Genomic DNA, 23,215 nt, shown 5'->3' with positions numbered 1-23,215 from the left:
TATGAACTGTATTTCTTGCCAAGCCCCATTCAAATGCGAAAGCCAACAAGGCAGTTGTTGGTGTTTTTCGCTTCCCAATATTTTACCAGTCACTAAAGACGCCAATTGTTTATGTAAAGCATGTTTAATTGATAAAATTAACGATGAACTAGCACGTCTTTACGAAACGAAATCAAATAGCGAATTAGTTACGCTTGCTGCGCAATATCAAAACCAGTTTCCCGTTGAAAAGTTAGATTATTATTTAAATGAAGACGGTTATCGTGTGATGACAAAATGGGCGCATTTAAAACGCGGTTATTGCTGTGGTAATGGCTGTAAGCATTGCGCTTACTAAACAACCTGAGTTTAAGCTTTGTTGAACAGCCCAATAAATCAAAATCACTGAGCGATAGATAGCTGCTGAAAAAGTGCACCTAAAAAGGTGCACTTTTTAGCTTAACGGTAGAACGCTTCAACCGTGCCTTTTGATTTAATAAGCATAGGTTGGCCGTAACGATCTAACGCTTTTGGCGCAGCAGTTTTAATCCAACCTTCACTGATACAATACTCTTCAACGTCAGAGCGCTCTTTACCGTTGAAACGAATACCAATATCCAGCTTTAACACTTCTTCAGAGTAGAATTTGCTGCGCGGGTTAATTGAAAGACGATCCGGTAATGCTGGTAAATCTGTTTTATCGTTCATAATTATTTCTTTATTACGTATTTAATTTTCGCCATTGTAGAAAATTGACCGTATACGCTCAATAGCAAAGCACTAAATTAATCGAGAATTAAAAAAGCGGTGCGGTAATAATCATTTACACAAAACAATTTGTTAGCAATGTGCTTTTGCTTCTATAGTAAGCATATTGGCCAAATAATTTAAAACCTCGACGTGGCCAATAATTTGAAGTAAGGGAGTGTGCGTATGAGAAAACTCATTAAGAATAAATGTGTCTCGTTTTACTTACTAAAACCCGAAACCTACCTGTTTGGTAAACACCACTTTATTCGCAATAAAATTAAAGCCGCGGGCTTTAAAATAATCGGTAAACAGAAAATTCAACTCACCTTTTCGGATTTAATGGCACTTTACCCCAATTTAATGGCGCGCATTACTATGTCGCTACGCGTACCATTTTTAATGGATTTGGACATGTACTTTGTCGAAGGCGACAACGTGGTGCCTCGCTTAAACGCGCTAAAATACGATATTAGGCAAGAATTATCTGGCGCAAAGTTAGGTGGGTTTTTACATACCCCAGATAGCCCAACAGAGCTACAACAACATTTATCTATACTGTTAAAAAATCAGTCTTAATAAACGTAAAAAAGCAGCCATTTGGCTGCTTTTTGGTCTTAAATTGTTCAGCAAATTACGCGGCGTTATCTTCAATGCCTACGATAACCCAAGGTGCATCTTGCTGTGACAAGCTGCGCTCTAGGTGCCAAATTTCATCAATTGGCTCTTCTTGCTTATCGCCTAAATCGCGGTATTTACCACGAAAACGTACACTGATTTCCCATAACATAGGTGATGTATCAGCACGTGCCAGTTCTGCATCGATAAACATAACTTCAGTCGCTACCTCTTCAACCTCTGCTCGCTCTTGTTTTAGTTCAGCTAACAGTTGCTCACTTACGTACTCAGAAATCACCGTAAAGTCGTTATCATTCCATGCTTTTTGTAACGTATGGTAGTGCTCACGAGCTCCTTGCAAGAAGCCGTTTAAGTCAAAATTAATCGGTAAATTCATAGGTACCGATTGGCTTTGTTGTGCAAAGCCTTGATTGCTAAAATGTTGCGGCGCAGTCTGTGACGAAGGAGCTTGTTGCATTGGCGGTACGCCTGCAAACTGCGGTTGGCTTTGCGCCTTTTTCATCATAAATGTTTTAAACAACTTAAATAATACAAACGCAACCAGCGCAATAATAATGAAGTCCATAAATTGGAAACCTTCAAAATCGCCACCTAGCATTGCTGCAATTAACCCACCGGCAAGTAAACCACCTAAAATGCCACCCATTAAGCCTTTTTTAGAAGACTTTTTTGCCGGAAGCGTTGGGTTATTTGTATCAACTTGCTGTTTTTGTTGTGTTGTTGTGGTTTGTTTCGTTTTACCTTTGCTTTTGCTGCCAAACTTTTTACGTGCTTCAGCATCAAACGAAAAAGAAAACATTAACGCAACGAGTGCGAAAAACCATGCGAATTTTTTCATCAAATTTTTCCATATTATTAAGCTGCGAGCATTCTAAAAGCGGCACTTTTAGAGTCAATAGGTTAAACCAATATAAAGTGGTTAATTTTATTGAAAATTTCATTAAATTTTTTCTAAACAATAAATGCAAAGCTCACTATGTTGTGAGCTTTGCACTGATCGAATGAATAGTTACCGAACGCCCTATCACCTTGGTGAGAGAATATGCGTTTTTAGTTGTTGATTTAACTCATCGATATTTTGTTGGCTCGCCTTTCGTTCACTGTAACGGTCTAGCAATAATCCATCATGGTCACGCAGTAAAAATGTAAATCGCATTAGCTCTTCCATTACATCAACAATGCGGTCGCGAAAGCTTGAGGCGTTCATCACGCCATGACTATCAAATTCTTGGTAAGCTTTTGCAATCGACGATTGATTAGCTATTGTAAACATGCGCATCCAGCGCCCTAACACGCGCATATTATTGAGGGCATTAAAGCTTTGCGAACCGCCTGTCACTTGCATTAGTGCAAGTGTTTTTCCCTGTGTTGGCCTACGTGCACCAGATGACAAAGGTAACCAATCAATCTGGTTTTTAAATACCGCAGACATATTGCCGTGAATTTCTGGAGAACACCAAACCTGAGCTTCAGACCATAATGCGAGTTCTCGCAGTTCTTGCACTTTCGCATGTTCGGCCGACGCGTTGTTATCAAATACCGGTAAGCCGGCGGGGTCAAACACTCTGACATCAGCCCCCATATATTCAAGTATACGAGCCGCTTCTAGTGTAGCGAACTTACTGTACGAATTTTCTCTTAACGAACCGTAAAGCATTAAAACCTTTGGTTTATGTCTGCTCATCTCTTTATTTTCAGGTGTAAAGGTGAATGTTTCGTTTTGTAAAAAAGACATAATTACTACCTAATTCAATTAATTTACACACAGTAAGACGCTTGGCTGTTAAAAAAGACGAAATAAACTTCGTCTTTATATGAAAAATAACGTCTTATTTGTCACACTTTGTAGTAATGATAAAAATGGTAGTAACTGTCGTGAATATTGAAGAAGTATGGCTTGAATATCAGCACGCATTAACGCGCTTTTTAAAAAAGAAGGTGGCGAACAGCGCTGATGTAGAAGATTTAATGCAAGAAATTTTTATTAAAACCCATAAAAACCTGCATTTGCTAAATGATATTAGCAAACTCAAGTCGTGGCTTTTTCAAATCGCTAACAACACGATTATTGATTTTTATCGTGCCCGTGGAAAACAACATGAAATACCAGAATCGCTTATTACCTCTGATAACGAAGAGTCTGTACAGCAAGATTTAATCGATTGTTTAACGCCATTTATTCAACACTTACCTGAACCACAGCGCGCGTTGCTAATCGCGGTTGATTTAGAAAATGCCCAACAAAAAGTATTAGCTGAACATATGGGGATTCACTACTCCACGTTAAAATCGCGTGTACAAACAAGTCGAAAAGCCCTTAGAGAACTGTTTGACGAATGTTGCCATTTCGAATTTGATACTTTTGGTCGCGCTATTGATTATCAACGTAAATCATGTAACAACATAAAGCCAAAGCAATTAGAGTAAATCAGCGCATTACAAAAGGATATTGCATCAGTATGCTGTTACGCCAAAATACCGCCCCATTACTTTACCTAACACTTTGTTTAGGACTCGCTGCCTGTGCAAAATCCCCCTCAAACGCTACAACACCTGTGCCTAATAACAAAGTAAACGTATCAAGTAATAACTCTGTGGCGAATGCGCTTTATCAACAGCTAGATGCTTGGCGGGGCGTGCCATACAAACTGGGTGGTACATCAAAAAAAGGCATTGATTGTTCGGCGTTCGTGCAAACCACCTATATTGACCATTTTGGCTTTTTATTACCGCGCACTACCCTCAAACAAGCTGAATTTGGCAACAAAGTGAGTAAAACAGGCTTACAAGCGGGCGATTTAGTGTTTTTTAAAACAGGTTTTCGTACTTATCATGTTGGTATTTACATTGAAGATAATCAGTTTTTACATGCCTCGACCAGTCAAGGCGTTATTGTGTCGTCGTTAAAAAATAGCTATTGGCGAAGCGCTTTTTGGCAGGCAAAACGCATTAACTTTTAATAAGACCCTAAACTTCAAATAAAAAAGAGTTACCGCACTTGTTTTAACATAAAGCGTACGATAACTCTTATCGGTTAGGTTATTAAATCACAATTGATTAATTGAAATTAACCGTTACTTCATTTGAGCAAACATCGCCAGCCTGACAAACTTTATAGGTAAAGTTTGTTTCAGTTACGCCACGGCTGAAGTCACGATAAACACCCACATTTTCTACTGTTTCATACAATTCACCATTACGGTAAACATCAACAGTACCTTCTGTTGCGCCATCGATTAATAACTCAACACGCATAAAGCCTGTGCGCGATAAGTTTGCACGTTTCACATCAACTACAATGTTGGCATCTGAGATCTGAACATCTTTACTCGCAGTATCACTTAACCCTTCTGCATCAGTTGTGGTTAACGACACGCTGTAATTGCCCGCCGCCGCATACGCATGAACTGGGTTTGCTTCAGTTGATGTATTGCCATCACCGAAGTCCCACAGATACGACACAATATCATTGTTGCGATCACTACTTGCGTTAGTGAACATCACATTGTAGCCATCACGCTCAAAGGTAAAATCAGCAACCGGTGCTACTGGCGCAACATCGCCAATTGCACTGAAGGTTAATGACCAGCTGTCTAATGAGCCTGTGTCTGCGCTGTAGGTATCTTCAACATGTAAGGTCCAATCGCCAGCTGCATTTTCACCATTGAAAATAACTGCTTCATACGTTTGGTTAATATTGTCACTCGAACCGCCCGATTTATTGTGCAGTGTTGTCACAGTGCCTGTCGGTGAAGTAAGGGTAACAATTAAATCACCAATGTAGGTGTGAGTAATATTAACCGTCGCGAGTGTGTTAAAGATAGTGATTTCATCTGGCACAGTAATGACAGACGATGCACCCGCTGGGTCATTGTCTGGAATTGATACTGCGTCGTTATTGTCGTAAGTGAAATCAGCGAGCCCTTGTGGGTTAACATATAATCCAACAGTACTTGATTTCTCTAACGCGCCACTTTGACCTGTTACCGTGAAACTATAATCACCCCACTGCGTATCAGCGGCAGTAGGCACAGTTAGCGTAACAATCTGACCCGGTGTAGCAGTGTTAGTTGACAGTGCAGCATCAGCAATTGATGAGTCTAAAGTAAGTGTTACTACGTCATCCCAATTCGCAACAGACGCAATTTCAAACTCATACGTTGCTGTTTGACCTGCTGTTACTGTTTGTGATGTTGGGCTTGTGATCAATCTAAATCCAGGCTCTGGATTAGACTGTTCAAGTGCGCTGTATACGTTTAGTCGTGTACCAGCAACCGTTTTACCTTGCAGTGCCGCGTTTGCATCACCTGAGTTCATTAATAACTCTTTTAACTCTAATGCACTAAGCGTTGGGTTTAACGATAATACTAATGCTGCAGCACCTGCAACATGTGGTGTTGCCATTGACGTACCGGAGTAAGTTGCATAGCCATTACCTGGCACAGTAGACAAAATACTTGAACCTGGTGCGCCCATATCAACGCTTGCTAAACCCCATTGTGAGAAACTCGACATATTATCTGTGTGATCAGTACTTGCTACAGCTAATACGCTGTCATGCTCGTAACTTGAAGGGTAATGAGGGTTTGCGTCGTTATCTACCGCGTCGTTACCTGCCGCGGCAACAAATAAGATATCAGCTTGTTCAGATGCAGTGATCGCGTCAGATAGCGCTTGGCTAAAGCCACCGCCACCCCAGCTGTTGTTTAGTACCTTGATATCGACACCAGCATTTTTTAAGCCAACCATGTAGTTGATACATTTAATTGCATCTGAAGTTGAACCCGTGCCTTGTGCTGATAAGAACTTACAACCAACCATAGATACAGAGTGGTTAACACCCACTACACCTTGGCTATTGTTACCCGTTGCACCAATTGTGCCCGCAACGTGGGTACCGTGACCTTGGTCATCCATTGGGTCGCCCACATCGGTAATTGCATTTATACCGTGAATATCGTCAATGTAGCCATTGCCATCGTTATCGATGCCATCGCCTGCGATTTCATTTGGGTTAACCCACGCATTGGCTTGAATGTCTTCGTGTGTATGGTCAACACCCGTATCGATAATACCTACGACAACGTCGCGACTACCGGTTGAGATATCCCACGCTTCTGGCGCATCAATATCGGCATCATTGGTGCCACCGGTTTGACCTGTGTTGTGAAGGCCCCATAAATCACTGAACTGTGGATCATCAGGTTGTGCATTAATCGACACAATATGATCAGGCTCTACATATTCTACTGCTGGGTGATTTTGCAGTTTTGATATTGCGCCTTTTACATCGTTATCGTTCAACGTGTATTGCGCCATACGACCTTTAAGAATGTGGTTATAACGATCATCTATTTCATCAAGGTTTGCATCTGAAATAGTCGCAGCTACAAGCTTACGTGCAGCTGCTTTATCTGCTGCGCGAGCATGTTGTTTGTACACAACAATAACTGAGTTATTTTTGTAACCGTCAGCGCTTTTAACCGCTGGTGTCGCTGTTGCTGATGCGCTTGCCACCAAAGGAAGCAAAGCAAGTGAAATTGCAGAAAGTTTCGCTTTCATTATTGAAATTCCATTTTTTATAAAATGTACGCTCGACAATCGAGCACCTATCTCAACAACTCTTCAATCTAAATTTTTAAGCAACCTTTTTATCAAACACAGTTCCCAACAAAGGCGCAAGCGTTAATATAAATAAAAATTAACAAAACCTTTAACAAGCTGATTTTTATTGGAATTAATTTCATTTGGGTGTTTTTGATCAATTAAATATGACTGTTTTATGACTAGCACTTTTTTGGTAGCTGGCCTTTCACAAATATTTAACGCCACCGTAAAAAACAACATAAGCTATTGTTTATTAGCTTAAATTCAAGAAGCACAAATTTGGCTGATAGCGCTCGCTTTCGTAAAAATAGTAATTTAATCGCTGTCGTGTTCTTACTCTAAAATTCTGTGATGAAAGCAAAACTCTGTAAAACTCAATCTGGTATATGCAAATCGTTAGGTACGATTTTGCGCACCTCTGTATTTTACTTAGCGGCGCTTAGTAATTCTCACTTAGCATTAGCGAAGGACCTACAAGAATCTCCTCTTTCTCTCAGTCTAAATACTTCCCTGCAATACCGAGTAGGTGCGCAACAGCATCAAGTGGTTATCACTCAGTACGGGATTTTAAACAAAGCAACAGTTAATCAAATAAACGAAACGTCCAATCAAGCGCATGTTACCCAATACGGTACTAACAACGAAGCTGCGTTGTTTCAGTATGGCGCAAATAACGTTGTAAACCTTTTACAACAAGGAAATAACAACCAAGCACACATACTGCAACAAGGCGACGGCAATACCGCCAATATCTCTCAAGCTGGCGAACAAACCTTTACAGTTCAGCAAATAGGTAACGGTATTGAAGTGAATGTGACGTTTTACAAGCAATAATTTTACAGGAGAAACTCCGTGAATAAGAATAAATCTTTACTAGCCTTAGCTGTAGCACTGGCTGTTGGCTCTACTTCGGCAATGGCAAGTACAAAAGACGACAGTAAATCGGTTAAAGCAAATAACACTGTGCAAAATGTCGCAAACACTATGGTTGTAAGCCAAACATCTGAAACCGGTGCTGCTTTTGGTAACGATTTAGTTGCACTGCAAGAAGGCGATTTAAACTACCTTAAAACTGAAACGCAAGGTAGCGCGAACAGCACGCAAACCACGCAAGTGGGCACTTCTAATATCTTGCTGTTAAACACACAAGGTAACGACAACCTTGAATCGTACGACCAAAATGGTTCATCACACATTGCGCTAACTGAGCTAACAGGCGACGCAAACCAAATTACGGTAAATCAGTCTGGCGCAGGCTTTTTTGGTATTTCTAATGAAGCGGTAAACGTTGTGACAGGCGATAATAACGATATCACAATTGAGCAAGGTGACGGCGGTCATTGGGCTTATAACCAAGCAATGGAAGGCAACGACAATACGGTTTACATTAATCAGTCGGGCGTTTGGAATGAAACAAATCTAGAGAGCGTGCAAGGCGATGTAAACGATATTGAAGTTGAACAGTCTGGTTTTTGGAACGTGCTTGGCGTTCAAGAATTGGTTGGCCACAATAACGAGCTAAGCGTAAATCAACAAGGCGATGTTCAGCGCGTTGTAATTGGTTCAGTTACTGGCGACGATAACGACATCAGCATTGTACAAGAAGGTGCTGAGAATGATTTCACAGCAGCCATTGTTGAAGGTTCAGATAACACTGTTTCAATCGACCAAGAAGGCACAGGCAACAAGTTTGATAGCACTTACATTATTGGTTCTGATAACGAATTAATCATTGAACAAAATGGTGACGGCAACGAATCAAGCAGTGATATTGTTGGTGACAACAATGATTTCCAAGTAACACAACTTGGCAATGACAATAGCTCGTATGTTGGCGCAATTGGCGATAACAACGAACTAATCGTACACCAAGACGGTGACGCTAACGCAAGTCATCTAGCACATTTCAATGGTAGCGATAACGACGTTAACATCACGCAAGTGGGTAACGAAAATAGCAGCTATGTTCAATCGTCTTACCCTGATCAATCACTTACTAGCTACAACAACGACATTAACGTGCAGCAGCTAGGTAATCAAAACGAATCAGCAGTGACATTTAGCACAGCGGTAGACAGCAATGACAACACGCTTGATATTGCCCAAAACGGCGAAATCAACTCGCTTGATCTACTAATTGAAGGCAGTGGCAACACGCTTAATATCGCGCAAACAGGTAACTACAACATGATTGGCGGTATGGGTACTGGCGGATTTGTAGTGCAAGGCTCTGATGTTGAACTATCAATTTCACAAGTTGGCGACGGCAACTTAGTGGATGGTGGTATTTACAGTGCATCAGGTAGCGTAACTGTAACGCAAACGGGTGATTACAACACTGCAACGATTATTCAGCAGTAACAAAATGGTAGGGCCGTTCGCGGCCCTTTTCTAATGCATTCAATTATAAAACTAATCATAACGCTAACGCTTTTAGGCGCCTCTTTTAGCCCGCAAGCAAATGGCGAAGATATTGAAATTAGTGGCCTGTTACTCGACAGAACATTAAGTCGCTCGGGTAAAGAGTTTTACCACTCGTACAGTTTGTTATGGCAAGACATGCCAAGCACCACTGGCATTAATGTCGTAATAAAAGAAGCGGTTGTACCGCGAGCTGGTACTAAATTGTTTGTTGAAGTTAATAGCAAAGCAATTTATGCCACTTACATGGGTCGTCGTATCGAGCCAGTTAAAGATAAAGTAGAACAAGCGATTTTCGCGACAATTGACGCAATCGCTAAATCTAAGTTTTCTGAGCAAAGTGAAGACTTAGCAAGCAGTGGATGGTAACCATAAAAATGATAAATAAAATAATAGTAAGCAGCGTTTTATTGGTATTTTCAAGCTGTGCTGTCAGCACCGAGTTGGTGTATACGCCGGTTAATCCAAGTTTTGGTGGCAGTCCGCTCAATGGCGCAATGCTGCTAAATAAAGCACAATCACAAAACAAACACCGTGCGCCCATCAACGAAAAAACCTACGCCGAAAAATTTCAAGAATCATTAGAGCGTTCTTATATTAACCGCATGGTACGTGAAATCACCGATCTCGCGTTTGGTGAAGGTGTAGAAGACAGCATGTTCAATCAAGACTCCATTTTCACCAGCGGTGACTATGAAATTCAAATCTTAACCAGTGGTAGCGACACCATCACGGTGCAAATTACCAATATGGTTACGGGCGAAGTTGTGATTGTTGAAGTACCGAGGTTTGGCGAATGATTTGGCGTGTATTTATTAGTATTGCGTTGGTGTTATTAGCAGGTTGCAGCACCATCAAAAAAACTTTACCACCCGAGCTTGAGGTGGCACAGCAGCTTGCTCAAACAAAAACTTTCAGTGATCTAAGCGGTCTTCCCGCGCCTGCGGGCAGCATTCCCGTATCGGTTTATTCTTTTCGCGACCAAACCGGACAATACAAACCGCAAACCAATGTCAGTTCATTTTCTACTGCAGTAACGCAAGGGGCGAACTCGATTTTAGTGCAAGCACTGCATGAGTCAGACTGGTTTATTCCGGTTGAGCGTGAGGGCCTGCAAAACATTCTCACCGAACGAAAAATTGTGCGTGCAGCGCTATCAAACAAAGAAGATGAAGCAGCACAATTACCGCCACTTACCACAGCAAAAATTATTCTTGAAGGCGGTGTGATTAGCTATGACTCAAACGTAAAAACCGGTGGTTTAGGTGCCGAATATTTTGGTATTGGTGCATCTGAGTTATACCGCGAAGACATTATTTCAATTTACCTGCGCGCAGTTGATGTACGTACCGGGCAAGTGTTGCTTTCCGTTGCGACCACCAAAAAAGTACTCAGCGTAGAAATGCGTGCAGGCTTTTTCCGTTATGTAAGCTACAAGCGTTTAGCCGAAGCGGAGGCTGGCTTTAGTGAAAACGAGCCAATGCATATTTGTGTCAAACAGGCGATTGAAAAAGCACTCTCTGAATTGGTGCATAAAGGTATTGATAAAGGGGTGTGGACAACTAAACAGCAAAGCATTGCACTTGCTAAAGCCCGTCAGCAAAAACAGCTGCAACTTGCTGCGTTAAAAGCAAAACAGCAAAAAGCACAAAGTGTAAAACGTAACGTCGCACCAAGCATTTCATTTATGGTGCAATTTAGAACGGCAACCGCTGAAATCGAGCCGCTGTATAATACCCAATTAGAACAGGTATTAGCGTTATTATCACAGCAAAAATCAGCTCACGTTGAATTGTTTGGTTACGCCGACAAACGTGGTGACGACCAAAGCAATCATGCGCTCTCGCTTGCTCGCTCAAATGCCATCGCCAACTACCTCATTACTAACGGCATAGCCAAAGAGCGCGTAAGCATTATGGCCCGTGGTGATGATGATGCGCATTACGACACAGCAGATAACGAAGGCTTGTTTTTCGACAGACGTGTGATTATCAATTTAAAGTCAAGCTAATTACGCGAGGTGAAAATTAACACGCATCATGCCGACTTAAACACGGTAAAAAGTTGGCATGATTACTTTTTGACTTAACCTAAATACGCGCTAGTTGGAATAACCAAAAACCGATTCGAAACTTTCACCTTCGTTTAACCGCTCGATGCCTTTATAAAACGTTTTAGGGTCTATGCTCTCAAATGCAACTCGTGATGCTTGATAAGCCCTTGTGTCACTTGGCGAAAAATCGGATAACATTGTTACTTTTTCTACTATCGTATTATCAAGCGCAATATTTTCTAATTTTAGGGCGGCTCTGTAATCAACGTATGTGCCAGCCCCTTCCAACAACCATGGTTTTATTTTGAAGGTTTGAGTTATAAAATTTGCGCGATAAAACACTTCTGCATGAGACGTTTCGTGGGCAATAACATCGACATTGAGGCCTTTAGGTCCAATAAAAACACACTCTCGTGTTAATGAGCTTCTGGCCATGCCTGTTGGGTTAAAGCCAAATTGAGCACTCTTTTTTGTCACTATATAACGAGGTGTTGAACTCATATCACCAAAAGCTGCACTCACTCTTTCTTTCGCTTTATCAACAAAGGTTATCAGGGCGTCTCGTTCTGTTTGACTTACTGTTGCATCAACATAAATTTCCGCATCAATTTGCTCAAATCCAAGCAGCGGCACGGCCTCGCATGCAATCCCATGCTTATTGTAAAAAAGCATAGATGACAGTACCAAAACACCTGTAACGGTCATCGCGAGTGTAAATAACCTCATCCCCCCCCCGTTAAACACCTTTTTTGTTTCCAAGTAATAATCTTAACATCATAAAGTTGGTGTATTGCCCTAGAAATATGCATAAAAAATCCGATGCTGTTAGTTCATCGGATTTTGCTCGTTTTATGCTAAATGTCAATCACTTAAGCGATTGCCATAACTATCCAAAAGCGCTATTTCTTGGATTTAACTTTGGTGACTAATATCAATGCCGCTTTTAACCAGCGAAGGCAAAAACTGCTGTGCCCAGTTAACCAATTCAATGCGGTTTCGCGCTTTAGTTTTGCGAAACGCACTGTAAAGGTGGGTTTTGACCGTATGATCACTAATATGCAGCTGCTCAGCAACGTCTTTATTTTGTGCGCCTTGCGACACCAAGCGAATAATTGTGCGTTCGCGGTTAGTAAGCTTATCTAACGCTTCGTTGTGCCCGCTACTATCTTGCCGTTGCAACTGTAGCGCCAATAGATTTGAAAATGCATCACAAATTGCACCACGTTGAAACCACAACTCGCTATTCAGTACTTTTTGTATGCCTTTAAACAATACATCAGGTGTATCGTTTTGGTAAAAAACACCTTTAACATTAGCTAGCAGCAGTAATTGCTCGCAAATATTATCTTTATGCGCGTCATAAATCACTACTTTATGATGACGCGCCAGATTAATAAGCGCGCTGGGCAACATATCATTCCACGGCGCATCTTTAGCGCAAATTAAATACAGTTCTGCACTGTCCGATGAATCGATTGATGCTGGGAACAGCGACTCTACCTTTACGTTTAAGCACAATGTTTCGAGTACTTTAAGTAGAATTTCCGTTGTGTTTTGTTGTTGCGCATTAGCGGCAACTTGTAAGTAAACTTGAGATTTCGTCCTTGTCACTTATAACGTCCTTTAGTTAATTGTCATAAGAATGCCATATCCAGATTATGTGATTTTACACAGCAAGTAAAACAATAAGTTATAACAATATGTAATTAAAACGGGTACTAAAATTCTTTTCATATTGAAGTAAATTAACAACTTTATACTAGAAAAGCGTAAGGCATAAAACGCAATTAAACGTTAGTTGTAAATTGTCGATATTTAAACGTATTTAATCACGCTTAAAAATGATAAAAGCACCTCGTTAACTTTGGTGTAAGCATTTGATAAATTAGAACTTAACTATTTACTCTTTGTTTAGGTTACTTGTATTCTCGCGTTTTATTTTGTACTTGAGGCAGGCAATCAAGACGTCTAGATATCATTAATTCTTAACATCTGGCCAGCTAAATTTTTAACTTTCAATAGAGGGTAACTTTATTTTATAACCGAGCCCTTTACTTGCATCGCGGTAACACTCAATACTGCCATTAAGGTCTTGGGTTACGTTATTATACGCAATGTGCAAACCAAGCCCTGCATATCCGCGCTGCCGTTTTCGTGTATAGAAAGGTTCAAATATCCGTTTTTCATCGCCAACCTGAATGTTTTTACCGTTATCATAAAAATTTATTTCAGCACCTGAGCCTACTTTAGATAGTTCACAGGTTATTTCTACATACGGTACATCGGCATGCAGTAACGCATTTTCTACAAGAATATTAAATACCTGTGCTAATGTTGCCGCAAAGCTAACTAACTCCGCATCACCACTGATGGTTAAGTTGGCGGTTTCGGGGTCACGTTGCAGCGTGTTTAACGCCACTTTAAAGCTTTCTAATAATAGGGTCGCAAGGTTTATCACAGTCGGCTTTTGTGCGCTATTTTTACCGGCAAGTAGTTTAAAGCGCTCTACCAGTTCACCCGCCTTACCAACCCCACTTTCAATCAATTCGCTACTATTATTTACATCATTTAAGAAACTCTCAAACGCTTGGCTTGATAAGGTTTTACTTTTAAATTGCGACTCTGTAGTCACTGTTTGCATTTTAAGATGGCTTACGGCAGTGATCGCAGTGCCGAGCGGGGTATTTATTTCATGGGCAAGCCCCGCAACCATGCTGCCTAACGCTGCGTGTTTTTCGGCTTCAATAATATACTCTTGAGCAACTTCTAATTTTTCAATTGTATGCATCAGTTGCTGGTTCATTGTTGCAAGTTCAGTCGTTCTTTGTGCAACGCGCTGCTCAAGCTCACTGTTTAACTCTAATAGCGCAACTTCTTGTTGCTTTAGTTTGGTAATATCTCGTTGCGTTCCGGTAATGCGCAATGCTTTACCATGCTCATCGGTATCAACTACTTTGCCCCTATCAAGCAACCAGCACCATTCACCTTGTTTGTCTAGCACCCGATAACTCGCTTCAAAAAACGGCGTTTTATTGCGAATATGGGCGTCAAACGCATCGGTAAGTGATGAATAGTCGTCGGGGTGCACAAACTCTTTCAGTGCTTTTGCATCAAGCCCGGATGCATTTGATGAAAAGCGCGAGTGTGTCGGTAAATTTTCGCGCGTAATTTCGCCACTAGTTAAGTCCCAGTCCCAGAGCGTATCGCCGCTGCCCCAAAGAGCGAGGTTGAGTCTTCGCTCGCTTTCTTCTAATGCTTTACGCGCTTTGATCTCTACTTTTATACGATTATGCTGCTGCACTTTTCGATAAATTAACCAGCTAATAATAAAAATAACAACTAGGGTAAAAGCGCTCCAGTTTCGGTGCGTTTCTACCCGCTCTAACTCGGCCTGCTTTAGCTTCGACTCTTGCTGAGCCAATTTTAATTTTTGTTGCGCATTAAACAATTGATTTTCTACAATTAATGATTCAAGTCGCTGTTGGCTTTGTTTATCAAATAAGGCCGATTTCAACCCTTGATAGACGATTAATGCATTAAGTGCTTTTTGGTAATTTTGCTGTTGTTTTAACGCGTTCACTAAGCCTTCATAGGCAGCAAAGGTCACGACATTTTTTTGCACAGCCTGACTCAGTTCAATTGCGTGTTGATAACTATTTTCAGCTTTTACAAAATCACCTTGCGCGAAGTAAATATCGCCATATTCAACCCATGCTTCCGATATACGTGCTTTTGAATTTCGTTTTTGGTAAATCGTCATGGCATTGTCTAGATGCGTTAACGCTTGCTCTAACTGGTTGTTTTGTTTAGCTATGCGTGCTCGATATAAATAAGTAGAACCAAGTAACATGGTATTATTAAGCTTTACCGCAAGGGCTTGTGCTTCATCTAAGTAGCGCTGCGCTTGTACTTTATCGCCTTTTAGTCGATACGTTTCGCCCAAGTTGTTGTAGGAATACACCATGCCACGCTGATATCCAATTTTTTCTTTAAGATTGAGCGATCGTTTGTGTAAGTTAATCGCTTCATCATAGCGGCCTAAGTCTTTATAGATAATTGCGGTATTGTTATAGGTAATTGCAACTCGTCTTTCAGCCTGAGTACCCTCTAATGCTTTAAGTGATTTAAGCATATTTTCAAGGGCTTTATCGAAATCCCCAATTGAACGATACACCGAACCAAGGCGACCATAGCTCACAGCGAGCATGGTTTGATCTTTCATTGCCTTAAAAACAAATTGACTTTTGTATAGCGCATCAAAGGTATTTTTGTAGTCATTTATCAGTAGATACGTATCTGCGAGGGTTTGATAAGCCTTACCAATATTTTTGTTATTACTGTCTTTGGGATAAAGTGCAATAACTGCATTTAAATCATTGAGAGCTTGTGTGTATTGTGTCGTTTCACTGCTAATAACAGCGCGCACAAACAAGGCAATTGCCTGTGTGTCAGCTGACACTGAGCCATTACTGATTATGGTAAATGCTTCTGCTAGCAGGGCATTGGCTTTTTCAATTTCGCCTATAAATTGATTCGCCTGAGCGTAATAGCTTAATACTTTAACTTTCTCTTCATGGCTAAGCGCTTTTTGCGTTAGCTTGTTGTCTTCTATATAACTTATGACGATTTTGGGACTGTTGATGGAATTCTTTTTAAGAAAATGGATCACTTCAGAAATATCAGCGTTATTTTTTGGCAGCGAAACCTCGTTGGCATGCACAAAAAACGCTAAGCAACACATAACAAAAAACCCTAATACACAACGTGACATAGCATTAACCTACGGCTGATTCATCTAAAGTGTAGACCACTTTTTCGCCCTATGATGTGCACAAAAGTAAAGTATAGAGGTAGATTGACGGTTTTTTAAAAGGGAGATAAAGGCTTGGCAACTGTGTATTTGCCAAGCCCAATAGCCGTATTACTTCACATGAAAGCGATTTACTAGGCTGCGTAAATCTTCCGACAATGCAACGAGTTGCTGAGAGCCTTCCGCTAATTCATCGGCAGAGCCTGCGGTGTATTTTACCGAATCGCTAATGCCCGTGATGTCTCGGTTAATCTCATCGGCGGCATCATATTGAGACTGCGCAGCATCTGAAATTTGTGAAATCAATTGCTTAACTTTGCTCACCGCACTACTAATGTCATCAAACGAATTATGTGCTTTTTCTGCCTTTTCGATTGCGTCTTGTGAGCGCGTAACACTGCTTGCCATTTTATCTGACATCAAGCGGGTTTGCTCAATTAAGCTGTTGAGAACTTTATCGATTTCTTCGGTTGATTCGTGTGAACGTTTTGCCAGTGTACGGACTTCATCAGCGACCACCGCAAAGCCACGGCCTTGTTCACCTGCACGCGCCGCTTCAATCGCCGCATTCAGTGCCAACAAGTTGGTTTGTTCTGCAATTCCTCGGATCACATCAAGTATCTTGGTGATGTTTTCACTTTCTTTTTCAAGCTGGGTCATGGCCTGTGATGATTCGCTTAACGAGTCGTTTAAACTAGTGACTTCATTCACCGCGAGCCTAACATCATTATTACCTTCATCAGCAAAGTTTTCTGCTTGCACAATATCACTCATAGCAATAGTGCAATCATCAGAGACTTGTTTTGCTACGTCAGCAAGTGTCGCCGTGCCTTTTGCAGCTTCTTCACTGCTGCCTTCTTGTTCGTGACTTGCGTTCATAATCTCCGTGACTTTTGCGCCCGACACAGTGGCCGCATCATTTAGAATTTGTGATTTATGATTTATATCTTTAACAAGATCGTTAATTGTAGATAGGAATTGATTAAACCACTTTGCTAACTGGCTAATTTCATCATTGCCAATCACATCAAGGCGTTTCGATAAATCCCCTTCACCTTGCGCTATTTCTTTAAGACCTTCGGATACTTTTTCGATTGGGTAAACAATGCGATTAGCTAAAATAACGCCAACCACCACAAATAGTGCAATCATTATCAATGCAATAATGCCAATAAATACTTTCATTTCTGATGCAGATTGCAGAATTTCATCTTGCTCTATGACAGCCACAAAACGCCAATTTAGATCATCTGAAAAATAAGTGGTTGCTTCTAACGTGTTATTACTAGTTTCGATGGTAAATGATTTGCTTGATAGGTTATCCGCGAGCGATGTATAAATCGGTGACGATAGTTCAGAAATGGCTTTAAAGTTGTTATCAGCATTTTTAGGATCAGCAAGCACAGTGCCCGAGCCATCAACCAAAATTAAATAGCCTGTTTCCCCAATATTAATACTCGATACAATATCGGTCAGTGTGGCTAAGGTCACATCAAGGGATTGCACACCAACAAATTGTCCATTGTCGTTACTAATCGCTTTAGCTACTGACACCATGGCTTGCCCTGTTACACCTTGATAAGGTTCGGTAATAACGGTTTTGCCTCTGGCACTTTGCGCTAATTTATACCACGGGCGCTGGCGCGGATCGTAATTTCCAAGTGGCTCTGCTGGGTATTGAATAAACCCGCCTTGCTCTGTGCCCAAATAAACAAACAGCAACTCTTGATGGGTTTTGCCAAAGGTTTCATACAGAGTAAAAATATCCGCCTCGCCGGCCACCGCTGCCAGCGGATCCATCGACTTTTCAGCGCCCATATATGTGGTGACATCTGTTGGCACATTTTTTACAACATTGGCCTGCGCTAAAAAGTCAGCATTATGTTTAACTTGTTGAAAAAATAGATTAAAGCCTTTTTCTACTTGACGGATCTCTGCATGGGTGGTTGCTAAAAACCGAGTGAAACCATCACTTTTCGCCTGCGAGAGTGCAAGCATAGCGATTGCCAGAATAGGCACAATTACGGTGATGGCAAATCCCGCAATTAACTTGGTGCGCATTTTCATAATACTGCCTTTATTATTGTTTTGTATAACAGGTTACAAATTTAATATACCTATTTGGTATCGGTATTAACACTCAAAATGTTAACGATATTTACACCTGAACATAACATTCAATAAATAAATATTAGAGCAAACGATTGCATTACGATTTATGTATTAGCAATGCAGCAAACGAATTGATATGAAGTACTGGGGAACTGCTTATCTTTATTGATATTTTAAGCATTGATGATTTATTTCATTAACAAAATAGAATGAGTATGGTTTGCTGCTCCAAATCAATGAAATTCCAATACAGGCAACGGAGGAAGTCACCATTGCCCATGGGGGTAAAGCTACACTATTAAACAGACCTTAAGGTTTTTTAATCGCTTTCGCGTGCTTTCGATTAGGATAACAAGTTGTGCAGATCGGGCATACTAAACCGTGGCACCCACGGGCTGTGCAAAACTCACGTCCATAATAAATAATTTGCAGATGCAAATCGTTCCAGCGCTCTTTCGGGAAAAGTCGTTTTAAATCTTTTTCGGTTTGCGCCACATTTTTACCATTGGTTAGCCCCCAACGTTGTGCAAGGCGGTGAATATGTGTGTCGACTGGAAACGATGGAACACCAAACGCCTGCGCCATTACAACCCCCGCTGTTTTATGGCCCACACCTGGCAGCGTTTCTAAAATAGCCATATCTTGTGGCACTTGCCCATTATGATTTGCGACAAGCATTTCAGACAGCACTTTAATGGCTTTGGACTTTTGCGGCGATAGCCCACAAGGCCTTATAATTGCTTGAATATCCTCAACCGTTTGCATTGCCATATCAAACGGGTTATCGGCTAGTTGCCATAGTTTTGGCGTAACTTGATTAACTCGTTCATCAGTACATTGTGCCGACAAAAGAACTGCAACTAATAAGGTATAAGGATCGCTGTGATCAAGTGGGATGGGAGGATTTGGGTAACGCTTTTCAAGTTCATCTAAAATAAACGCGACACGTTCAGCTTTTAATAAATTTTTTTGCGTCACAATGACAACATCCCTAACGATCTAGAATAAAAGGGTAAAATACACTGCTTTGCAGCTGGCTGCCAGAGTAAGCAGTGCATTATATTGTCGCAATTTTCAGTTAAGCGATTATTTACAACATTGGTCGCCATAGTAATTGTTCGGGTAATTGCATACCTGCTTTGGTGCCGTCGCTGGTTGCGTCAGTGCTTGTTTTAACGAATTGATTAATGTACTCATTTTGTTCTCCACTGTTATCTAAGTAACAAGGCTATTATGAGCAATTCGCCGCTAGCAATAAAATTAATTAATACGAACTTTACGTTCACTTTTATCAATCAAAAATAAAACTCAACAACCCGTCTCGCTACAATTCATTGCGACCATCAAAATAGGTAATTGTTAATTCACGCGGTTCAAGATTATCAACACAACCCAAGTTCAAACGATACTCGCCCGGTTGGTATAGGGTGTCGTGGAACGGATAAATGCCGCAGTGTTTACAAAAATGATGATTTACATCGTGATCACCCCAATGATAGGTGTTCAAATCATCCTTGCCAGAAATCAATGTAAACTGCTGCGCGCTAACGCAATGTTTAGACATTATCGCATTTTTACGAATGCAAATTGAGCAATTGCATTGCAACGCATCTGTAATAGGTGGACTTTCAAATTCAAATTGCACCGCTTTGCAGTGACAACTACCTGTATATTTCATAATCACATTCCTTTTATTTTTCACTGTATATCTGACCAGTTAAAATAGAAAGCGATTTTTACAGATTAATCTGTAAAAATTATTGTAATGCGTTAACGTGAAACTGATTTTTGGTTGCTTATAGCGCTTTATACATAATGTGTTGCGGGCCAGCAGGACCACCTAAATAAAGGGATTCAGCCTCAGTAAAACCGCTTTTTTGATAGCAACGTTGTGCAATGGCATTTTTACAATTAACGGTTAGGTAAAGCCAATTATAATCGCCATAGTACTGTGTTAAATATTTAAGTAATGCAGCAATCGCCTGCTTACCTAAGCCATTTCCTTGTTGCTTTTCATCTATTACAAACGATCGCAGCCCTAAACCGTCAGTTGGGCAAAAATCGTAATGCTTACCGTAATGGGTATCGAGTTTAAAAAAGCCAATGATCTCATCATCTTGTTTAATTACATGTAAATGCACCGCTGGGTCTACTTCTTGAATAAACTCCTTAGCACTGCAAGCAAACTTTAATTGCTCACTTGCCAATGTTACGTTAGCAAGTCGATTAAGATGGGTTTGATTTAACGTTTCGATTGAAACCATTGGGCTTTACTCTCTTTTGCCGCTATGAACCGCTCGAGTCCAGTTGCTGTTACTTTCTAATTTTAAATAGGCATTTTCACGATCAATACAGGTAGGCATAACGCTCGTAAAATCAATATTGCCGCGTGGTGTTTCAAAATAGTGTTCTACTTGGTTGTCCTTAATAAAAACTAACAGTGTCACGCCGTCATTAGTTTTGATACGGGTTCGTTTTTCAACATCAAACCTAAACCCTAACACCTTGCGAGCTCGTTGATTATCAGTGTATGGCGTAATAAAACAAACCCGCTGCCACGACCCTTCAACGACATTGGCTAAATTAAGTTGTTTAACCGTAGAATCAAATTCGTGCACGGGTGCTCCGAAATAACCACATCCAGCTAACATAGTGACAGCCAATGCACATACCCAATTTTTCAAAGTGATATCCTTATCAATATCGAAAAGTACTTTCACGTATTACAATTCTGTCGAGAGGGTTACATTCTCTTTACGAGCGACTAATTTGCCAGTAGCGCGGTATTCTTTTAAACGTGAAAGCGCTTGCTGTGAACTCATTAACGCATAATCCACATAAAACTTAATTTGTTTAAATTCGCGCTCCACACCGTCTAAGTAACGTTCATTTAAATCGCTATCTGAGAATTCACTCAAATCGTCATGGCCTTCAAAAATAAAGGTGTTCACCATATGTTTAGCTTCGGTATTACTACGATTGGCAAGATCAAGTGCGATTAACAGCTCAACAGGTAAGGTATTTAACTCCTCACGACTTTGTGAAAAACGCCATGCCCCTTGATCAACGTTGAGCATTTTTAATACAAACTCAAACCTTGGCGATTCACCAGTTTCTTCGAGCTCAGCGACATAACGCTGCGACTTAATAATGTTATCGTTATAAGCACTTGCTGCACTTTCTAGTCGCTCTATGTTTTGCGTTAGTTCATAAGCAATTTTACCCAATAACACTTCAGCTTGTTGTCGTTGTTGATAAGTGTTGTACCAAGCGTTAATGCCAAGTGCGACCAATACACCTAAGGTGATCACAATTAACTCAAACGCCACCTTACTTATTATTTTTCTCACAGCGCTCATTTTACAACTCATTAAAATTTATCATGTTTTTATTGTACCGAGTTTTTAAACTAAAGCCATGACTTTGCTCAGGCAAGAAATAGAGACTGTAATTAAAAGGTTGAATACAATTCACCTTAAGCGTAAATTAATTGTGCTAATCAATACGTTCACATGGTGTTTTCGATGAAACATAAATACCCGCCGCTTCATCTACTGAGTATTTTTGAAGCAGCGGCACGTCACCAAAACTTTAAAGCGGCCAGTAATGAGCTTTGCATTACGCCCTCTGCAGTAAGTCATCAAATAAAAGCGCTTGAGCAGCAATTAGGGTTTAGTTTATTTCAACGTAAAAGCCGTGGTGTTGAATTAAACGCTGCAGGAGAAATGTACTTAAATTATGTGCAACAAGGGCTTGATTGCTTTGAACTTGGTACGCGTAAAACCCGCAACCGGTTTTCATCGCAAGCATTAAAAATCTCGTGTTTTACAACCCTAGCAAGTAGCATCATTATTCCAAAATTAGGCGCATTTCAAGCAAAACACCCAGACATTGAACTGAGAATAGAAACCGGTAACCACGTCGCTGATTTACGCTACGACGATATTGATTTAGCAATTCGCATTGGCCAAGGTAATTGGCCCAACACCACACACCAGAAGCTACTTGACCTATCAGTATCTGCGGTTTGCTCGGCGCCATTTTTTGCTCAACATAAAATCAATAAATTAGCGCATGTTAACCAGTTGCCGTTAATTGATTTAGCCTACATGGACGATGTATGGCAGCAATGGTCTCGCGCTGTAGGCGTTACTTTATCCAACACAAAACGCGTGCTTACCTTTAATGATTACGACTCTTCAATTAATGCGGCAACTCAGGGATTAGGTATGGCGTTGGCGATTTTCCCACTTGAAAATCAACGACTGGAAAACCAATCATTGATTGCACCGTTTAATGAATTTGTTCCTTTTGAACGTGGTCTTTACGCCGTGTACCGAGAAGAAGACGAAGGTCGTCATGATATTCAGTGCTTTATAAATTGGCTAACTACATCACCTGAGCTCTACGCCGAAAATAGATGAATGGTATTCACCTATAGAGTGAATATTATCCTTTTGTCATGACCATTTTTTGGCTCTAAAGTAGCAATTACGCAAACAGCTATACACAGAGCCATTACCATGTTTCAAATATTTCTAATTTTCTATCGTTTACTTGCTACATTGGTCGTTTTAACGCCATTAATGATCAACTTAACCATTAAAGGTGATGTGATTGCATCACTTGTGTATGCCCCCTTTTTAACGATAGTTGCACTGGTTTTAGCGATTTACTTTGATAGTAAAGTAGTCGACTTTTACGCCGCGCGACGCAAACAATCGCTATTAAAAAAAACAACACTTAAATTCACACTTGCTCCATTACTCTCACGCTTTAAAAGCAAACAATGTTGTTTGAAACATTAAGTCCTAAGCTCGAAATCACAAATTACTCTCTAGCAGCAC

24 protein-coding genes and 1 pseudogene are annotated in these 23,215 nt (G+C 40.6%); 12 read left to right on the top strand and 13 right to left on the bottom strand.

Translation table 11 applies throughout. The features are described 5' to 3' along the window. The first annotated feature begins 1 nt into the window (after window position 1). Window positions 2–337 (top strand): DUF5522 domain-containing protein, encoded by a 336-nt coding sequence (locus tag ACHSBP_RS08570; protein ID WP_336436680.1) that lies wholly within the window; start codon window positions 2–4, stop codon window positions 335–337. A gap of 101 nt (window positions 338–438) precedes the next feature. Here the strand turns inward: ACHSBP_RS08570 and ACHSBP_RS08565 are convergent, their stop codons facing one another. Then, window positions 439–687 (bottom strand): DUF3297 family protein, encoded by a 249-nt coding sequence (locus tag ACHSBP_RS08565; protein WP_010559502.1) that lies wholly within the window; start codon window positions 685–687, stop codon window positions 439–441. A 225-nt stretch (window positions 688–912) separates the two neighbouring features. Between ACHSBP_RS08565 and ACHSBP_RS08560 the strand changes: the two genes are divergently transcribed. Then, on the top strand, window positions 913–1,305 hold the full coding sequence (locus ACHSBP_RS08560) for a hypothetical protein (RefSeq protein ID WP_100914889.1): 393 nt from the start codon (window positions 913–915) through the stop codon (window positions 1,303–1,305). Window positions 1,306–1,360: 55 nt separating this feature from the next. On the opposite strand, the gene ACHSBP_RS08555 is transcribed toward ACHSBP_RS08560, so the two are convergent. Both ACHSBP_RS08555 and arsH read right to left on the bottom strand, forming a co-directional pair. Beyond that, the gene (locus ACHSBP_RS08555; protein ID WP_395388566.1) at window positions 1,361–2,203 is read right to left on the bottom strand and encodes a Tim44 domain-containing protein; all 843 of its coding nucleotides are present in this window, start codon (window positions 2,201–2,203) and stop codon (window positions 1,361–1,363) included. Between the two features lie 186 nt (window positions 2,204–2,389). After that, the gene (gene arsH, locus ACHSBP_RS08550; RefSeq protein WP_395388565.1) at window positions 2,390–3,100 is read right to left on the bottom strand and encodes an arsenical resistance protein ArsH; all 711 of its coding nucleotides are present in this window, start codon (window positions 3,098–3,100) and stop codon (window positions 2,390–2,392) included. Window positions 3,101–3,225: 125 nt separating this feature from the next. On the opposite strand from arsH, the gene sigZ reads away from it, so the two are divergent. Both sigZ and ACHSBP_RS08540 read left to right on the top strand, forming a co-directional pair. After that, window positions 3,226–3,792, top strand: coding sequence for an RNA polymerase sigma factor SigZ (gene sigZ, locus ACHSBP_RS08545; protein ID WP_395388563.1), 567 nt, complete (start codon window positions 3,226–3,228; stop codon window positions 3,790–3,792). Between the two features lie 32 nt (window positions 3,793–3,824). Further along, a complete protein-coding gene (locus tag ACHSBP_RS08540; RefSeq protein ID WP_395388562.1) occupies window positions 3,825–4,325 on the top strand; it encodes an NlpC/P60 family protein in 501 nt (166 codons plus the stop codon). Between the two features lie 97 nt (window positions 4,326–4,422). On the opposite strand, the gene ACHSBP_RS08535 is transcribed toward ACHSBP_RS08540, so the two are convergent. Next, on the bottom strand, window positions 4,423–6,927 hold the full coding sequence (locus ACHSBP_RS08535) for a S8 family serine peptidase (protein ID WP_395388560.1): 2,505 nt from the start codon (window positions 6,925–6,927) through the stop codon (window positions 4,423–4,425). 453 nt (window positions 6,928–7,380) lie between these two features. On the opposite strand from ACHSBP_RS08535, the gene ACHSBP_RS08530 reads away from it, so the two are divergent. From ACHSBP_RS08530 to ACHSBP_RS08505, 6 genes and pseudogenes are all read left to right on the top strand, one after another. After that, complete coding sequence (locus ACHSBP_RS08530; protein WP_233430573.1) at window positions 7,381–7,806, top strand: curlin subunit CsgB; 426 nt, start codon at window positions 7,381–7,383, stop codon at window positions 7,804–7,806. A gap of 18 nt (window positions 7,807–7,824) precedes the next feature. Then, window positions 7,825–9,333, top strand: a complete 1,509-nt coding sequence (locus ACHSBP_RS08525) for a curlin (protein WP_395388558.1) — start codon at window positions 7,825–7,827, stop codon at window positions 9,331–9,333. A gap of 33 nt (window positions 9,334–9,366) precedes the next feature. Continuing rightward, a complete protein-coding gene (locus tag ACHSBP_RS08520) occupies window positions 9,367–9,762 on the top strand; it encodes a CsgE family curli-type amyloid fiber assembly protein (protein ID WP_010559511.1) in 396 nt (131 codons plus the stop codon). An 8-nt stretch (window positions 9,763–9,770) separates the two neighbouring features. Beyond that, complete coding sequence (locus ACHSBP_RS08515) at window positions 9,771–10,193, top strand: curli assembly protein CsgF (protein ID WP_395388557.1); 423 nt, start codon at window positions 9,771–9,773, stop codon at window positions 10,191–10,193. After that, window positions 10,190–10,960, top strand: a pseudogene (locus ACHSBP_RS08510) (CsgG/HfaB family protein); the annotation flags it as partial. The gene ACHSBP_RS08515 and the pseudogene ACHSBP_RS08510, both read left to right, overlap by 4 nt. A 120-nt stretch (window positions 10,961–11,080) precedes the next feature. Beyond that, on the top strand, window positions 11,081–11,404 hold the full coding sequence (locus tag ACHSBP_RS08505) for an OmpA family protein (RefSeq protein ID WP_233430577.1): 324 nt from the start codon (window positions 11,081–11,083) through the stop codon (window positions 11,402–11,404). Window positions 11,405–11,494: 90 nt separating this feature from the next. Here the strand turns inward: ACHSBP_RS08505 and ACHSBP_RS08500 are convergent, their stop codons facing one another. From ACHSBP_RS08500 to ACHSBP_RS08460, 9 genes are all read right to left on the bottom strand, one after another. Continuing rightward, a complete protein-coding gene (locus tag ACHSBP_RS08500; RefSeq protein WP_395388556.1) occupies window positions 11,495–12,205 on the bottom strand; it encodes a hypothetical protein in 711 nt (236 codons plus the stop codon). 153 nt (window positions 12,206–12,358) lie between these two features. After that, window positions 12,359–13,057, bottom strand: a complete 699-nt coding sequence (locus ACHSBP_RS08495) for a helix-turn-helix transcriptional regulator (protein WP_010559515.1) — start codon at window positions 13,055–13,057, stop codon at window positions 12,359–12,361. A 397-nt stretch (window positions 13,058–13,454) separates the two neighbouring features. Then, window positions 13,455–16,217, bottom strand: a complete 2,763-nt coding sequence (locus ACHSBP_RS08490) for a tetratricopeptide repeat protein (protein WP_395388555.1) — start codon at window positions 16,215–16,217, stop codon at window positions 13,455–13,457. A gap of 150 nt (window positions 16,218–16,367) precedes the next feature. Then, window positions 16,368–18,323, bottom strand: a complete 1,956-nt coding sequence (locus ACHSBP_RS08485) for a methyl-accepting chemotaxis protein (RefSeq protein ID WP_395388554.1) — start codon at window positions 18,321–18,323, stop codon at window positions 16,368–16,370. Window positions 18,324–18,677: 354 nt separating this feature from the next. Further along, on the bottom strand, window positions 18,678–19,346 hold the full coding sequence (gene nth, locus ACHSBP_RS08480; RefSeq protein WP_395388553.1) for an endonuclease III: 669 nt from the start codon (window positions 19,344–19,346) through the stop codon (window positions 18,678–18,680). Window positions 19,347–19,692: 346 nt separating this feature from the next. Then, entirely contained in the window at window positions 19,693–20,046 is a 354-nt protein-coding gene (locus ACHSBP_RS08475) for a GFA family protein (RefSeq protein ID WP_138628313.1), read from the bottom strand. 118 nt (window positions 20,047–20,164) lie between these two features. After that, the gene (locus ACHSBP_RS08470) at window positions 20,165–20,632 is read right to left on the bottom strand and encodes a GNAT family N-acetyltransferase (RefSeq protein ID WP_395388552.1); all 468 of its coding nucleotides are present in this window, start codon (window positions 20,630–20,632) and stop codon (window positions 20,165–20,167) included. Between the two features lie 6 nt (window positions 20,633–20,638). Next, window positions 20,639–21,052 carry a hypothetical protein gene (locus ACHSBP_RS08465; RefSeq protein WP_395388551.1) on the bottom strand — a complete coding sequence of 138 codons (414 nt, stop codon included), beginning with the start codon at window positions 21,050–21,052 and terminating at the stop codon, window positions 20,639–20,641. Window positions 21,053–21,091: 39 nt separating this feature from the next. Then, window positions 21,092–21,718, bottom strand: coding sequence for a hypothetical protein (locus ACHSBP_RS08460; RefSeq protein ID WP_138628310.1), 627 nt, complete (start codon window positions 21,716–21,718; stop codon window positions 21,092–21,094). Between the two features lie 174 nt (window positions 21,719–21,892). Here ACHSBP_RS08460 and ACHSBP_RS08455 point away from each other — a divergent pair, with 174 nt between their 5' ends. Next, complete coding sequence (locus tag ACHSBP_RS08455; RefSeq protein ID WP_395388550.1) at window positions 21,893–22,792, top strand: LysR substrate-binding domain-containing protein; 900 nt, start codon at window positions 21,893–21,895, stop codon at window positions 22,790–22,792. Between the two features lie 99 nt (window positions 22,793–22,891). Further along, window positions 22,892–23,176, top strand: a complete 285-nt coding sequence (locus ACHSBP_RS08450; RefSeq protein WP_395388549.1) for a hypothetical protein — start codon at window positions 22,892–22,894, stop codon at window positions 23,174–23,176. The last annotated feature ends 39 nt before the right edge of the window (window positions 23,177–23,215 follow it).

The organism is Pseudoalteromonas sp. XMcav1-K (assembly GCF_044005875.1).
GTDB classification, from domain to species: domain Bacteria; phylum Pseudomonadota; class Gammaproteobacteria; order Enterobacterales; family Alteromonadaceae; genus Pseudoalteromonas; species Pseudoalteromonas spongiae.
This window is presented reverse-complemented; position numbering and strand designations above follow the sequence as displayed.